The organism is Acidimicrobiales bacterium (assembly GCA_041394185.1).
In the GTDB taxonomy this organism is placed as follows: Bacteria; Actinomycetota; Acidimicrobiia; order Acidimicrobiales; family Poriferisodalaceae; genus JAAETH01.
This window is the reverse complement of record JAWKIQ010000002.1, coordinates 1,206,269-1,219,935: the sequence shown is the minus strand read 5'-3', so window position 1 is coordinate 1,219,935 and position 13,667 is coordinate 1,206,269. Positions and strand designations below refer to the sequence as shown.

The 13,667-nt window shown below is 68.3% G+C and carries 13 protein-coding genes; 4 read left to right on the top strand and 9 right to left on the bottom strand.

Annotated elements, in window-relative coordinates; all coding sequences use genetic code 11:
* Window positions 1-20: 20 nt before the first annotated feature.
* Both mobF and R2770_13455 read right to left on the bottom strand, forming a co-directional pair.
* Window positions 21-3,698: a MobF family relaxase gene (mobF, locus tag R2770_13460; GenBank protein MEZ5281462.1), complete on the bottom strand. Its 3,678-nt coding sequence runs from the start codon at window positions 3,696-3,698 to the stop codon at window positions 21-23.
* Window positions 3,699-3,865: 167 nt separating this feature from the next.
* Window positions 3,866-4,357, bottom strand: coding sequence for a hypothetical protein (locus tag R2770_13455; protein MEZ5281461.1), 492 nt, complete (start codon window positions 4,355-4,357; stop codon window positions 3,866-3,868).
* Between the two features lie 291 nt (window positions 4,358-4,648).
* Between R2770_13455 and R2770_13450 the strand changes: the two genes are divergently transcribed.
* A complete protein-coding gene (locus tag R2770_13450) occupies window positions 4,649-5,863 on the top strand; it encodes a hypothetical protein (GenBank protein MEZ5281460.1) in 1,215 nt (404 codons plus the stop codon).
* A gap of 121 nt (window positions 5,864-5,984) precedes the next feature.
* Here R2770_13450 and R2770_13445 read toward each other — a convergent pair whose 3' ends face one another.
* The 6 genes from R2770_13445 to R2770_13420 form a co-directional block, all read right to left on the bottom strand.
* Entirely contained in the window at window positions 5,985-6,269 is a 285-nt protein-coding gene (locus R2770_13445) for a hypothetical protein (GenBank protein ID MEZ5281459.1), read from the bottom strand.
* A complete protein-coding gene (locus R2770_13440; GenBank protein ID MEZ5281458.1) occupies window positions 6,266-7,189 on the bottom strand; it encodes a zincin-like metallopeptidase domain-containing protein in 924 nt (307 codons plus the stop codon). The genes R2770_13445 and R2770_13440 overlap by 4 nt, the downstream gene beginning before the upstream one ends.
* A gap of 267 nt (window positions 7,190-7,456) precedes the next feature.
* Window positions 7,457-7,900 carry a WhiB family transcriptional regulator gene (locus tag R2770_13435; protein MEZ5281457.1) on the bottom strand — a complete coding sequence of 148 codons (444 nt, stop codon included), beginning with the start codon at window positions 7,898-7,900 and terminating at the stop codon, window positions 7,457-7,459.
* On the bottom strand, window positions 7,897-8,340 hold the full coding sequence (locus R2770_13430; protein MEZ5281456.1) for a hypothetical protein: 444 nt from the start codon (window positions 8,338-8,340) through the stop codon (window positions 7,897-7,899). Before R2770_13430 ends, R2770_13435 begins: the two co-directional genes overlap by 4 nt.
* A gap of 387 nt (window positions 8,341-8,727) precedes the next feature.
* The gene (locus R2770_13425; protein ID MEZ5281455.1) at window positions 8,728-10,098 is read right to left on the bottom strand and encodes a ParB/RepB/Spo0J family partition protein; all 1,371 of its coding nucleotides are present in this window, start codon (window positions 10,096-10,098) and stop codon (window positions 8,728-8,730) included.
* Complete coding sequence (locus R2770_13420) at window positions 10,095-10,403, bottom strand: hypothetical protein (protein ID MEZ5281454.1); 309 nt, start codon at window positions 10,401-10,403, stop codon at window positions 10,095-10,097. Before R2770_13420 ends, R2770_13425 begins: the two co-directional genes overlap by 4 nt.
* Window positions 10,404-10,698: 295 nt before the next feature.
* Between R2770_13420 and R2770_13415 the strand changes: the two genes are divergently transcribed.
* From R2770_13415 to R2770_13405, 3 genes are all read left to right on the top strand, one after another.
* Window positions 10,699-11,040, top strand: coding sequence for a helix-turn-helix domain-containing protein (locus R2770_13415; protein MEZ5281453.1), 342 nt, complete (start codon window positions 10,699-10,701; stop codon window positions 11,038-11,040).
* Window positions 11,041-11,174: 134 nt separating this feature from the next.
* Window positions 11,175-12,284 carry a site-specific integrase gene (locus R2770_13410; protein MEZ5281452.1) on the top strand — a complete coding sequence of 370 codons (1,110 nt, stop codon included), beginning with the start codon at window positions 11,175-11,177 and terminating at the stop codon, window positions 12,282-12,284.
* Window positions 12,274-13,143 (top strand): hypothetical protein, encoded by an 870-nt coding sequence (locus R2770_13405; GenBank protein ID MEZ5281451.1) that lies wholly within the window; start codon window positions 12,274-12,276, stop codon window positions 13,141-13,143. Before R2770_13410 ends, R2770_13405 begins: the two co-directional genes overlap by 11 nt.
* Here the strand turns inward: R2770_13405 and R2770_13400 are convergent.
* On the bottom strand, window positions 13,025-13,627 hold the full coding sequence (locus R2770_13400; protein ID MEZ5281450.1) for a DUF488 domain-containing protein: 603 nt from the start codon (window positions 13,625-13,627) through the stop codon (window positions 13,025-13,027). The two genes, R2770_13405 and R2770_13400, sit on opposite strands and share 119 nt — an antisense overlap.
* Between the last annotated feature and the right edge of the window lie 40 nt (window positions 13,628-13,667).

Here is a 13,667-nt window from a genome sequence, read left to right as displayed (position 1 = left end):
TACGCCGATCTGTCGCACGTTCAGCTCGTCAGGTCATTCAGAAGGAGTTGTTGCGGGTCGCTCAGAAGCGAGGCGGCGCCGAGTGCCGCCGTGACGTGTGACGCTTCTACGGCGTGCGGCCAGTGCTGCAGGATCCAGTGCTGGCGCTCGCGATGTGCCGAATCCAGTTCCGTCAGGAGACTGTCGAGCTGCTCGAAGGGCAGCGGGGCCATGGACTGCATCCTCTGGATGAGGCCACGAACGTCTGCCGGTGCCGTCGCAAGGATTGCGTCGAGTTCGCCTCGGCGCTGCTGCAACTCGTCGGGCGTTCGCGCTCGCACCGTTGGCCTGAGCCCGGGGTCGGTGATGTCGTCGAGCCAGGCACGAGCGTGAGCAACGGTGTCCGAAACCGCCGTCCACAAGGTCTCGTCGCCCATCTCGTGGGCGGGGCCGGCTGGCTCGATGGGGTCGACGATGCCCGCACGGAGTCTGTGCGCGGCCACCTCTTGCACCGTGTCCTCCCAGACCTGCGTCGCCGCCGGGTTGTCGACCGGCCTTATTCCGAGCAGTGCAACCAGCCAGGCAGGCTCCGCAGCGAGGAGCGACGCAGCGGCGCGGTTGACTGCGAGCGATGCTGCCGCCGTGTACACGTGGGCATCGTTGGGCTGCACCCCCGCAGCCGAGAGGTGCGCGTGCCATCTGCCGAGGCGGTCCCCGATGTCCGCTGCGGTGCGCTCGACGGTGGCCGCCGCACTGTCGCTGAGTTGGCGTGGCTGCGGGTGTGACGGGTCGACGATGGTGATGTCGCCCCAGTTGAACGTCCGGACGGCCGTTGTGCCTTTCGCCGAAACGAACTCAACCTGGGCAGTGCCGACGCTGTCGTCGAGCGAAGTGATGGTGCCGATGTTGCGCCTGTCCCAAGCCTTCACCCGGTGGCCGACGGCGACGTGCCGAGCGGTGTGATCCAGGCGAGCGAGCCTCTGGTGGGCGTGAGCGGGATCGCCTCCGATTAAGTGGGTGGCTCGTGCTTCGATTGCGCGTGCGTAGGCGGCCCACCTCTCCAGAGACGACAGGTCGAGCGTGGTGGCCTTGTGATGGATCTCGGGCGCGTGTGGGTCCCGGGTGGTGGCGAGTGTCTTGCGGCGGGAGGCGTTGAGCCGGTCGTGAAGGAGGTCGTCGATCGGGTCGGGTTCTTCGACCAGCAGTCGCAGGGGGCTGTCGTGTCGGCCGATGTCACGATCGAGGCTGTCGAGTTCGGGCTGGGTGAGGATCAGCCAGTTCGACTGGCGGCCGCGTGACATCACGAGGTAGCCGGCTTCGCGGTAGAGCCCGTCGAGACCGACCGCGATCGCGAGGTCCCAGGTGCCGCCCTGGGCTCGGTGGGCGGTGGTGGCGTAGGCGTAGTCGATGCCGCCCGCTGTGAGGTAGCCGTTGTCGATCCGGACGAGCGTGTCGTCGTGGTCGAGGCGTACGAAGAGTCCGGTGTCGTCGATCGCCGTAAGGGTTCCGGTCTGTCCGTTGAGGACTGCGGTGTCGTCGCCGTCGATGGTCCGCGCTCGGTAGTCGTTGATGCGCATGACGAGTCGCTCCCCTACGGCGAGTCCGTCAGCACCAGCGGTGAGGAGGCCGGCGCTGAGTAGGCGATCGCGTACCGCGTGGTTGAGGGCGGCCACGACGTCGTTGGTTCCGGCGAGGAGCACCGGCACCGCTCCGGTTTGGTGGGCGTCGAGCCACAGGTCGACTGCGGTGGCGATCATCTCGGCGCGGTCGTCGGCGACGACGATGCGGTCGTTGTCGCGGTACGCGCTGACGGCGGCGGCGACGTGCCCATCGCGGAGTTCGGCGAGGGCGTCGCGTTCCCATTCGTTGAGTTGGCGACGGTTGACGGTGAGTTCGGCGATGGTGACGTCGGTGTCGGTTGCGAGTGCTGCGAAGCCTCCCCCTGCGGTGATTTCGGGGAGCTGGTGGTGGTCGCCGACGAGCACCACACGTCCGCCTGCGGCGATCACTGGGCGGGTGACCCGCTCGAGCTCGCGGATGCCGGCCATGGCGGCTTCGTCGACGACGAGCACGGTGCGTTCGCTGGGAAGGTCGAGTCCGCGGTCCCATGCGCCGAGTTGACGGTGAATGGTGGCCGATGGGATGTGGGCGTCGGTTGCGAGTTCGTGGGCGGCTCGGGCGGATGGGGCGACGCCGACCACGTGTTGGCCAGCGCCCTCGAACACTCGGCGAACGGCGTCGAGCGTGAAGGTCTTGCCGGTGCCCGCAGGGCCGACGAGCACGACGACCGCGTCAGGCGAGTTCGTGATGGTTCGGACGGCGAGATCTTGGTCCGCGCCCAGCATCGGGCCGTGGCCGATGACGTGGTCGACCCTCGCTTCGTCCACCGGGGTGCGGCTGTTCCGGGTGTCGTGGACGGCGGCGAGGAACCGTTGCTCGATGTCGAGCATGCCGGTGGTCGTCCACCGGGGCGTGCGGTCATCCGCGATCGGGACGATCTGTGGCGAGGCGAGCACGCGGGCGACGATCCGGTCGACGGTGGCGACCGATGCCCCCTCACCGATACGGGCGGCGACCGCTTCCACAAGTTGCGGCCGGGTGAAGGTGGTGTCGTGGTCGGTGAGTGTCCGGCCGAGGTGCTCGATCCAGTCCTCGGCGGTGACGGTGTGATCGACGGCGGCGCCGCTGATCGGGTCGCGGACGACGAGTCGCCAGATCACGTCGTAGGGGACGGTCTGCCCGGCGGTGGCCGACAACAGCGCTTCGGCCTGTGCCGGTCCCCAACCGGCCTCGGCTGCGGCGGCTTTCCATGCGACGTCGAACCTTTCGCCCTCGACCTCGGGCTTGCCGCGTCGTGTCGCAAGAACCGCTGCCTGGCGGCCCGCGGGATTGTTCGGTGTGCCGGTGGCCTCCAGCCACGCGTCGATCTCGGCCGCCCGCTTCGAGAACACCTCGCAAAGGCTTTGCGGGACGCCGGCCACCTCGGGGACATGGCGGCCGGGTCGCCACTGCAGGCCAAGGCGATCGGTCAGTTCGTCGCGCAGCGCCGTCTGGAACAGCTCGCCTGCGGCGCGGACCGATCGATAGAGCTCGGGATGGACGAAGGCGCCCCAGCGGCCGTCGGGTCCTTCAACAAGGTTCGCGACCAGCGTGTGCCAGTGGAGCAGCGGATCGCCGGCTCGACTGGTGCGATGCCGGAACACGGCGGCCACGACACCACGCCCGGGAAGCACGCGAACCTTGGCGGCCTCGGCGGCAGCCGGATCGCGGGCGGCGAGATCGTTCAGGTAAACGGCGTCACCGGACCCGCGGCGCACATGAATCGCTTCCCGCTCCAACCACGCGACCGCCTGACGGACGGCGGCCTCACCTGCTTCGATGATCTGCCCTTGGACCCGAGGATCGTCCGAAACTGCGTAGAGCACCGATACCGACTTCGGGGCCTTGAAGGTCAGGTCGAACCCGGGCACCCGACGCGGATGCGTGCGCAGAGTCTCGCCGTTCGGGGTCAGACCACCAGTGCCCGGCGCGATGCCAGCGAGCACCGCTCGAAGGTCGTCCGCCGACACCGGACCGTCGAGGCCGAGGCGTTCCGCGCCGACGCCGATCCAGAGACCGTCAGCTTCGCCGCGGCCGGTGTAGTAGTCGTCCAGACTCTGGGCGACACCGGCGAGGGTGTAGGCCTCCTGCCCGACTCGCAGCTTGGCGATGCTCAACATGGACGGCAGCGTGCGCTCACACACTCCCGGGCACGCTCCCGAGGTCACTCCCAAACTCCCGAAATTCGTGCACACCGCCCCCGGTGATCATCTGTGAGTCCGACCTTGGTTCACTCCCGATCGCCTCGGCGGGTTCGCAGGGGCGGTGGCGAGTGCGGATCGCTCGTCTATGGGCGTCGGTGGTGGCGGTGTCGTCGTTCGTGGCCGGTCCGGTCGCATGACGTCGTCGATCTCGGAGGTTCGGTTGGCAGCGGGGGGAGGAACCGTTCGAGCGCGAGGAGGCGCTGAGCGTCGTGCCACGCGTCGGTCGGGGTCGGGTACGGGCCCTGGATCGTGGCCCAGCGATCGGGCTCGTAGGAGTCCATGATTCCGAACCACCGCACCGGCCGCGCTGGGGTGTCGGCGCCGAACTCGATGACGTCGCCGGCGGCGAACTCCATCGGAAGGCGCCAACCACGCCGGGATGGATCGGTCTCCCACAGCGCTCGAGCCCAACCTCCGGCCCGGTCGTCGGGCCAGATCGTTGCGACCCACACGTGAGCATCAACGGCGAGCGGCACCGGCAGGTCAATCACGACAGCGGCCGGCGCTCGCAACCGGTGTCGGCCTCGCCGGTTCCAGTCGTAAGTGGTCGATCGTGGCAGTTCGTCAGGTTCCATCGCAGCCTCCTTCCGGCATGACCGTCGAAGGTAGGAGGCGCCGTCTCCCGAGATGTCGGTGCCCAGCAGGATTGCCCACCATCGCCACATGCGACGACGGATCGACCGTCACACTTCGTGGCCGAGTTGGAAGCTGCGGTCGATGCGGCGGTTGTGATGACCGGACCATGGCACGGTGGTGTGGGCTGTCCATCCTCGAAATGCTTGCCACCCGGGCGACGCGGCGCCCGATCCGCTCGGCGGCGTGGCGGTCGAAGGGTCCACGTCACACCCCCTCCGTACGATGGAGAGATGGCACGCGATGACGTGAGGTTTCACCGGGGTGACATGCACAGCGTGTTGGTCAACCAGCTGAAGAAGGCGGAGGAAGACGTACTGGGCGTCCCGGCTGACTACGTGCTGGTGATGTCGGTCGAGGACCTCGTCGACGAACTCTTCGCTCGATGGGTCGTGAACCCGCTTGTGGTCCACTTCGACCAGCGCTCATCTTCAGGCACGAAGGACATCGACTTCTATGTCGCTGGATGGGAGGGCGACCGCATCAAGGTGGCAGGTTCGTGCATCAAGTTCCTCTATCCGTTCGAAGGCGACACTGTTCTGTTCGACGTACGTCCCAGCACGGGCACCATGAACCCTCCGCGATTCGAGCTTCGCGACGGCTTCGTCCTGGTCGCCTACGAGGGGCGAGCACCGCTCGATCCAGACGCAGTGAAGTCATACGTCGACTCGATGGAGGAGACCATCCGCAAGTACGTGGGTTGGTCGCGGAACGACATCGACCCCTGGAACGAACGACTGCGTGTCGAGCTGCGCCGGTGGGTCGAGGAGCGTCGCACCAAGGTGATTGCAGATCGGGCACTTGATGCCTTCCTGGAGGTGCCGGTCGTCGATCGTGCGAACCCGTCGCCGTCGTTCACGGTGGGCCCACCCCGCAAAGTCCGGCCAGTCGCCGTGCAGCCGATCGCGCCAACCCCTGCGTTCGCCCCTGAGCCGGCGATCTCGGACGACGGCTTCGCCGCAATTCTTCGTGAGATCGAGAGCGTTACAACGGCCGTGCAGCGTCTGCCGAAGACGTTCGCCAAGATGCCCGAGGAGTCCTTGCGCGACGTACTGCTCGTGGTGCTCAACAACCACTTCGGCCCAGCGACTGGTGAGACGTTCAGCCGTCGCGGCAAGACCGACATCTTCATCCCCTACGGCGGCGACGAGCGCGCTGTGTTCATCGCTGAATGCAAGGTGTGGAAGGGACAGAAGGCATTTGAGGACGCGATCGATCAGCTCCTCGGATACCTGATCTGGCGAGACTCTCGAGCCGCGCTGATCGTCTTCGTGCGAGCTGGCTCGCCGACAGATATCGGGACGAAGGCCATCGACGCGATCCGTCGGCATGAGTCGTTCAAGCGAATGGGCAGTTCGGCTGGGCGAGAGACCTTCACGCTCGCCAATCGCAATGACGATCGGAAGGAGATCCACCTCGCGCTCCTGGTCGTGCCCGTCATCGAGTGACGCCGAGACACAGTCACGGCACCCGCCCGAAGGGCGGTCACGGCACCCGCCCGAAGGGCGGTCACGGCACACGCGTCGGCCGCCGGCCGGCCGTTCGTTTGGCGGCCGACCGGCGGTGAGGTCAGAGCGGCTGGTGGCAGCTCGTGCAGGTGTCGTCGGGGGTGAGCCAGTCGAGTAACACGGGTTTGGGGAACTCGCTGGTGTCGTAGGTGGTGTCGTCGTCTCGGTCGATGGCGAGGGCGCCGGCGCATTGCTCGAGGACGTCGTCGGTGGGCATGTTGCGGGCGGCGGGGGCGGCGATGCCGTCGGCGATCATGGTTTCGATGAGGCAGGCCGGGCAGTAGATGTCGGCTTTGTAGGTGTAGGCGGCGATCTCGTCGCTGCGGCGGTAGGGCGGGCGGTTCATGCGGCGACCTCCTCGACGGTCTCGGTGGTGGTGTGTCCGGTGTGGGTGTTGAGCCAGTCGACGGCGGCTTGGGCTCGGCTGGCGACGGTGACGAGGGCGCGTGCGTCGCTGCGGAGGATGCGGAGCCATCCGGCGAGGTAGGCGGCGTGGTCGGCTCGGGTGATGGTGGTGAGTCCGGTCTGTGCGCACCACATGGCGGCGCCGAGCTCGGCGACGAGTTCTTCGGCGGCGTAGGCGTCGTCGCCGAATCGGCCGGTGAGGTCACGGTTGAGGCGGTCAGCGTGTCCGGTCCAGTGGATGGTTTCGTGGGCGCGGGTGGCGTAGTAGTGGGCGGCGGTGTCGAACTGGGCGAGGGTCGGGAGGTGGATCGAGTCGGTGGCGGGCCGGTAGTAGGCGCGGTTGCCGCCCTCGATGACGGTCGCGGCGACGGCGGCGAGGTACTGCTCGGCGGCGTCGATGCGGGCGGGGGTGTCGCGTTCGGTTCGTTCCTGGTTGCGGCGGGTGATGATCTCGTCGGCTCCGTCGCATTGCTCGGCTGCGAACACGGCATAGGCGCGGGCGATGAGGCGAGGCCGACCGGTGGGCGTGTCGTCGCTGTCGTCGGTCTTGTTGCCTGCGTCGGTGGGGTTGGTGGGCTTCCAGAGCACGACTTGGGTGGCGCGTTCGCCGCGTCGGACTTGGGCGCCGTGGCGTTGCCAGGCGCGGTAGGTGCCGAAGGTGCCTGAGGTCCAGTCGTGGGCGGCGGCGACCATGGCGAGCCAGACGGCGTTCATGCCGCGGTAGGGGCGGTGGTCGATGCTGGTAGGTGTGCCTGCGTCGGCGAGGTGGTGCCATGGCATGCGCCAGGTTCCGGCGGCGCCGGTTTCGATGTCGTCGATGAGTTGTGCGGTGATGGTGGCGAACAGGTCGTTGGCGTGCATCGGGTGTGTCCTTCCGGTGTCGGGTGGGCGGCTTCGCCCTCCGGGCGTCTGGCCCGCCGCCGGAAGCGGCCGTGTCAACCCGAAGGGCTTGGCCCCGAGGAACGAGGGGCTTGACACGGCAGCGGGCGGCGGGCAGCACGGCACCGCCGGCCCACCAGGCCGGCGCCACGGCACACCAGCTCGAGCCGGGCGACCGGTAACCCGTCGGTGACGGCACACGCGGCGCCGGTCCCGCGCCGGTCGAGGTGCGGTACCGGGCCTGGCGGGTCAGCGGCGGACGGGGTAGAGACCGCGGCCGCGGTGTTCCACGACGCCGAGGCGCACGGCGCGTTGCAGCGCGGTGTAGGCGGTGGCGTTGGGGAGCCAGATGTGGGCGAGCAGTTGGTCGAGCGCGGCTTGGTCGGGGTCGGCGTCGTAGAACAGGTCGTAGAGCTCGTCGTCGCTGATCTTGGGTGCCGGGCCGGGTGCCGGCGTGGTGTCTGGTGACGGTGCAGGCCGTTCGTCGGCGGCGAGTCCGCCCCACACGCCGAACTGCTCCGCGGTGTCGACGGCGTGGGCGCGGCAGGCGTTACGCACCGGGCAGGTGTCGCACACGGTCTTGGCGGCGGCAACTGATGCGGGGTGCGGGTCGTAGAACAAGGCGGGGTCGGTGCCGCGGCACGCGGCGTGTGTCCGCCACTTCGGCACGGTGGGTGCGGTGGTGGTGGTCATCGCTGGGCGAGGTGTTCGGGGTAGGCGGCGGCGAGGTAGGGCGGGAGTTGTGCGATCTGGCGTTGGGTGAGCGGGGCGAGCCAGAGTCGGACGGCGATGCGGTCCCCGGTGCGGTTGATGATCCCGAACCGGTCGAGCCGGTCGAGGCTGCGCCACACGCGGGCGGCGGAGTTGCCGATGCCGAAGGTGAGCGCGATGTCCTCGATCGTCCACAGGCTGGGTCCGTCGGTGGCGTGGCGGGCGAAGCGGTGCGCCATCGCCATGCCGATGGTTCCGATCGAGGGCGTGTACCAGACGAGCGCGTCGTCGGTGTCGGTGCGCACGGCACCGGGGGCTGCTTCGACGATCGGGTCGTGCCAGGCCTCGACGGTGAACGTGACGTGCTCGGCGATGCTCGTGATCGTGGGGGTCGGGTCGATGGTGGGTGCGGTGGTGGACATGAGGGCCTCCGTGGTGTGCGAGTGACACGGCGCCCCGGGGCCGGTTGGGCTTCCCCGACCGTCCCGACCCCGGAGGCGTCGTGCCGTGCCCGACCGGGTGGCCGGGCTTCGCCCTCCGGGCGCTGGGCCGCCGGCGACGGCGGCGTCAACCGTCAGGCTTGGCCCCGAGGAACGAGGGGCTTGACGCCGACGGCGTGGTGGCCCAACACGGCACCCGGCCCGAAGGGCCGGCAACGGCACCCACCCGAGCGGTGGTCACGGCACCCCGCCGGCGGGCCGCCCAGCACATCAACGTCCCGGAGTTGCTCCCGAGAACACTCCCGAGCGGCAAGAACCTGGTCCGGTCTGCCCGCCGACCAGGTGGCGGGCAGACCGGTCGCAGACGTGTCAGTCCCGGTCGGGCCGGTCCGTGAGGGTGACGGCTGTCCACTCGTCGGGTGTCCAGCCGGTAGTGATCAACGCGTCGAGGTAGTCACGGCACTGGCTGCTCGACGCTGACCAGTACATGCGGTTCTCGGCCAGGCCGAGCGCGATCGCCCCGGCGACCCGTGTCAACGCAGCGACCGTGTCAGCACCGTCGAGCAGGTCAGTTGCGGTGGCGTCGCGGGGCTGGTCGTGGCCGAGGATCGTCGCTGCGAACACGACCGCGTCGCGTCCGGCTTCCAGCACCACCGACCGCAACGCGAGCCGTGTCAGGTCGGCCTGAGCGAACCCGCCGCGCGTCTTGGCGAACGTCTCGGTCGCGTGCGCCATCCGCGCCAGGCGGGCCTTGCGCTTGGCGTGGGAGTCGTCCTGAGCTGGCGGTCGGGTCGGCGTTCGGTCCGACGCGAGGTCGCTTTCGCTCTTCGCCGTGGCGATGCGCTGCGGGTCATGGCGGCGAGGGTCGACGCACACGTCGAACACCTCGACCCCATCGCCCCACGACGTGGCCTTCACCACCATCGCGTGGCACGGCTCGGCGGTGTGGGTGCGGCAGCCGTCGGGATCGAACAGTTCCCCGAGACGTCGGGCCTTGTCTGGTGCCGGGTGATCGTCGCTGTGCACGACCGGGTGCGTGGCGACGGCACGGTCGAGGGTGTCGCGGTAGTTGTCGCGACGGCGTTGCGTCTCACGGTAGGAGGCGACGACACGGGCAGGGTCCCGCCAGGTGCGTCCGGCGAGTTGCTCGCACACGGCGTCGAGATGATCGGGGCCGAGATCAGCGAGCGACGCCGCGGCCTCCCCGGCCGCGATCGACAACTCGCCCGAGTCGAGGGCATCACGCCACCGGGCGGGCAGGATCGTGACCGCCATCCGAGCACGCACCCACGACTGCGACCTGCCGATCCGTCGGCACAACTTCGACGGGGTCAGGCCACCCTCGAGCGACATCAACCGTTCGATCGCTGCGACCTCTTCCGACAGCGTGAGGTCGCTGCGGTTCGAGTTCTCCGACAATCCGGCCTCGATCACCCCCACCCGCGTCATCGGCCGCACCACCGCCGGCACCTCGGTCACCCCGGCTTGCAGACCAGCGGCGTGGCGGCGACGGCCGGCAACGATCAGGTACACGCCGTGGTCGTCGGCGGGCAGCACGACGAGCGGTTCGATGATCCCGTGCGCGCGGATCGACCGGGTCAGCTCGGTCAGATCACCGACGATGTGCCGCGGGTTGTCCGGATGCGGCGCCATGTCGGCCAGGTTCAGCCAACACAACTCCGGTTCGAGCTCGACCGGGTCGCCGTCGGCGACGGTCTCGGTGGGGTCGGTGATGGTCATGGGGTTCCTCCTTGCTGAGACGCCGCGATCGTCTGGATCCACGGACGCGACGGGGTGTCGGTAGCGACCCGGTTCGGGTCGATGTGGGCGCAGGTGTCATCCGAGGCGCGGACCCACACCTCGCCCTGCTCGATCAGCACCCGACGGGCAGCCGTCATCGCCACACCGAGCGATCCGGTGTGCACGTGCTCGACCCCGCAGCGGTCCACGACCACATACGTCGGGACCCCCTCGGTGGGGGCGTGGAACAGCACAGGCTGTCCACCCGGAGCGACGCACGACTCGACCACTTCGACCGTTGCCACGACTGCCTCCCTTCGGTGCGCTGAGCGGACCCCGACCGAGCGGCGGGCGGGGCTTCGCCCTCCGGGCGCAGGGTCGCCGGCGGGCGCCGTGTCAACCCGAAGGGCTCGGCCCCGAGGAACGAGGGGCTTGACACGGCGAACGCCAGCGACCCCCACGGCACCCCGCCAACCGGCGGGCAACGGCACCCGCCCGAAGGGCGGCAACAGCACAGGCCGTCAACCAGGTGTCACGCCGAGCGGGGCTCGAGGGTGCGATCACTCACATGGAGCCGCACGACGACAACCGGAGCACGCCGTGATCCCCGACCCCGCCACACGCGCCTGCATCACCGCCGACGAAGCCTTCGCCGAGCTCGGCATCGACCGCACCACCGGATACCGCGCCATCAAGGACGGCACCTTCCCCGTCCCCGTCATCCGCGTCGGCCGGCTCATCCGCGTCCCCACCGCCGCACTCCGCCGACTCCTCGACGCTGACGATGACCTCGAGAACCCGACGGTCACCGACCAGTACGATGACGACCCCACCACCGAGCCGCCGGCAACGCCGGCACTCCGACTGGTGCCTCGGCCCGAGATGGCCCACCAACGCACACAGGCCGCACCGCGGCCCGAACGCAACGGGGGCCACCCATGAGCCAACGAGGATCGATCCACCGTCGAGGCGATGTCTGGATCGCGTACTGGCGCACCGAGACGGCCGAAGGGCGCAAACAGCACACCAAGTCGTTTCGTACGAAGAAGGAAGCCCAGCAGTTCCTCACCGACACGATGGCTGCGATCCGCGGGGGTGTCTTCTCCGAGCCGTCGAAGGTGACGCTCGGAGAGTTCCTACTCGAGCGGTGGCTACCCACCAAGAAGATGGCTGTCCGGGTGAGCACGTACGCCAGCTACCGAGGGCTCGTCGAGCGTCATGTGGTGCCGGCGCTCGGACACGTGCAGATCCAGCAGCTGTCAGCCGATCGCCTCGATCGGTTCTACGCAGACCTCGTCGCCCAAGGCCTCGCCACCAAGACGGTCCGCAACATCCATGTGCTCCTCCATCGGGCCCTCACGGACGCCGCGCGCAAGAACCTGGTGCCGCGCAACGTCGCCGATGCCGCCGACCCACCCAAGCTCAATCGCGCCGACCGGGAGGAGATGAAGACCTGGACGCCGGAGCAGCTCCGGCAGTTCTTCGCCGGCATCGCCAACCACCGTCTGGCGGCGGCCTACATCCTCGCTGCCACCACGGGCATGCGACGCGGAGAGGTTCTTGGTGTTAGGTGGCGCGACATCGACTTCAACGCTCGGCGTCTCCACGTGCAACAGACCGTGCTCACCGTTGAGTACCAGATCGTCATTGGGCGCCCGAAGACGCTCCGCGGTGAACGCAAGATCGCGCTCGATGACCAGACGATCCAAGTACTGCGAAACCATCGAGCAGCGCAACGACAAGAGAAGCAGTTGCTCGGCGACGGCTACCACGACCAGGGCTTGGTGTTCGCCCGCGAGGACGGCGCCCCAGTGCATCCCGATTACTTCTCGCAGACCTTCGACCGCACGGTGAAGCGGCTCGGACTCCCAAAGATCCGGCTGCATGATCTACGCCACACCCACGCCACGCTCGGCCTCGCGGCCGGCGTCCACGTCAAGGTGATCTCGGACCGACTCGGCCACGCGACGACGAGCTTCACCCAGGACGTGTACATGCACGCCATCCCCGCCGTGGAGGAGGACGCCGCAGATCAGATCGCGCACATCGTGTTCAAGGGAACCAGCGCCCCTGAACAATCAGACGAGGCCATAACTGGTCAGGGCCATGCCTCGCTGGCAGGCGGCGATGCCGAAGGCGACAACCCGTCGCCCGACGAATCGTACGATGAGTCCGATGGTCGCTGAGCGAGCGACGGTACTCATCACCGTCAAGGCATCTCCTGAGATCGGACGCACACACGGCGAGACGGTGTGCGTCGCCGGCATTCGCCTCGACGGCGACGACTATCGCTGGATCCGACTGTTCCCGGTGCAGTGGCAGTGGTTCTGGCAGGGCGAGCATCCCAAGTACCAGGTGATCGAGCTCGAGATCGACAAGCACGACAAGGACCAACGACCGGAGTCGTATCGGCCACGACTCGATACGACGGCCGTGCTCGACCAGCTGCCTGCGGGCAAGCGGCGCGCCGAAGTGCTCAACCGGTTACCCCAGTACAGGATGTGCGACCTCGTCGCGGCGAAGGGTTGGGCGCGCCCGTCCCTGGGGTTGGTCGTCCCGCGCGAGATCACCGGCTTCACCCGCGAGGACCACACCGGCGACACCGCCCACGCGGCGAAGATGAACCGGGCCGCCCAGGGCAGTCTTCTGGCTCAGGGTGCCCCGAAGCTCGAGTTATCGCCGTTCACGTTCAAGCTTGCGTACCGCTGCCAATCGGCCTCGTGCCGCGGTCACGAACAGAGCATTGTCGACTGGGAGATCTCCGAGGCGTGGCGGAACTGGCGTCGCAGTTACCCGACCGACTACCTCGATCGGATCGAAGAGAAGTGGCTCAGCCTGGTCGACCCAGCGCGTCTGCCGGCGCTGTACGTGGGCAACCAGCACCAGGCACCGCAGGGCTTCCTTGTGCTCGGCATCGCCCGCGACGTCACGCCGGTCGAACCGACGCCAGTGGGTCCCGGTCCAGGAGATACCGCGCCACGATCGAGCGATGGCACGAGCACGGATCCGCCTCGAAGCACAGAAGGCCGACTGTTCGATCTCTGAGCATCGCGTCGACCCGGTCGAGCGCCGCTGACCCGTTGCGGTCAAGGTGGGCTTCGAAGGCGGCGACGCTGTCCGGGCGTTGCTCTCGGAAACCGTCACGGTTGTCTCGGGGGTTGCCGAGCGTCGGCTCATGCACGTAGGTGATTCCCCGCGCCTGCAGCTTCTCCGCCAGCGCACGCTTCGACAAGCCGCGCTTGCGGCTGATCGCGTTCTCCCGAACATCCACCAGCACCGAGACCCCTGCGTCGACCAAAGCGTCGACGAGTTCATCAACGCTGCGGCCCTCGTAGCCGACGGACACGATCGTCGAAGGTCGCGTCAACTTGTGCGCGGTCCCGAGGGACACATCCGCCGCTTCGGCGAGGTCGGTGAGCGTCTCGCGCTTCGAGCGCAGCGCTCGGATCAGCCGATTGCGCTCGATCTCCGCCTCGTTCAGTCGCTGTGCCGCTTCCCGAAGGGGATCAAGGGTGGGTCGTGCTGCCATACATCACCCACACTTTCAGAAATTGAAAGCCAACGCGAAT

What these genes read in the sequence shown, in the direction of transcription:
- R2770_13440 (MEZ5281458.1), bottom strand. Translation starts at nt 7,189, where the DNA reads ATGCACGCCAACGACCTGTTCGCCACCATCACCGCACAACTCATCGAC.
- R2770_13445 (MEZ5281459.1), bottom strand. Translation starts at nt 6,269, where the DNA reads ATGAACCGCCCGCCCTACCGCCGCAGCGACGAGATCGCCGCCTACACC.
- R2770_13400 (MEZ5281450.1), bottom strand. Translation starts at nt 13,627, where the DNA reads ATGGCAGCACGACCCACCCTTGATCCCCTTCGGGAAGCGGCACAGCGA.
- R2770_13425 (MEZ5281455.1), bottom strand. Translation starts at nt 10,098, where the DNA reads ATGACCATCACCGACCCCACCGAGACCGTCGCCGACGGCGACCCGGTC.
- R2770_13450 (MEZ5281460.1), top strand. Translation starts at nt 4,649, where the DNA reads ATGGCACGCGATGACGTGAGGTTTCACCGGGGTGACATGCACAGCGTG.
- R2770_13410 (MEZ5281452.1), top strand. Translation starts at nt 11,175, where the DNA reads ATGGCTGCGATCCGCGGGGGTGTCTTCTCCGAGCCGTCGAAGGTGACG.
- mobF (MEZ5281462.1), bottom strand. Translation starts at nt 3,698, where the DNA reads ATGTTGAGCATCGCCAAGCTGCGAGTCGGGCAGGAGGCCTACACCCTC.
- R2770_13430 (MEZ5281456.1), bottom strand. Translation starts at nt 8,340, where the DNA reads ATGTCCACCACCGCACCCACCATCGACCCGACCCCCACGATCACGAGC.
- R2770_13455 (MEZ5281461.1), bottom strand. Translation starts at nt 4,357, where the DNA reads ATGGAACCTGACGAACTGCCACGATCGACCACTTACGACTGGAACCGG.
- R2770_13405 (MEZ5281451.1), top strand. Translation starts at nt 12,274, where the DNA reads ATGGTCGCTGAGCGAGCGACGGTACTCATCACCGTCAAGGCATCTCCT.
- R2770_13435 (MEZ5281457.1), bottom strand. Translation starts at nt 7,900, where the DNA reads ATGACCACCACCACCGCACCCACCGTGCCGAAGTGGCGGACACACGCC.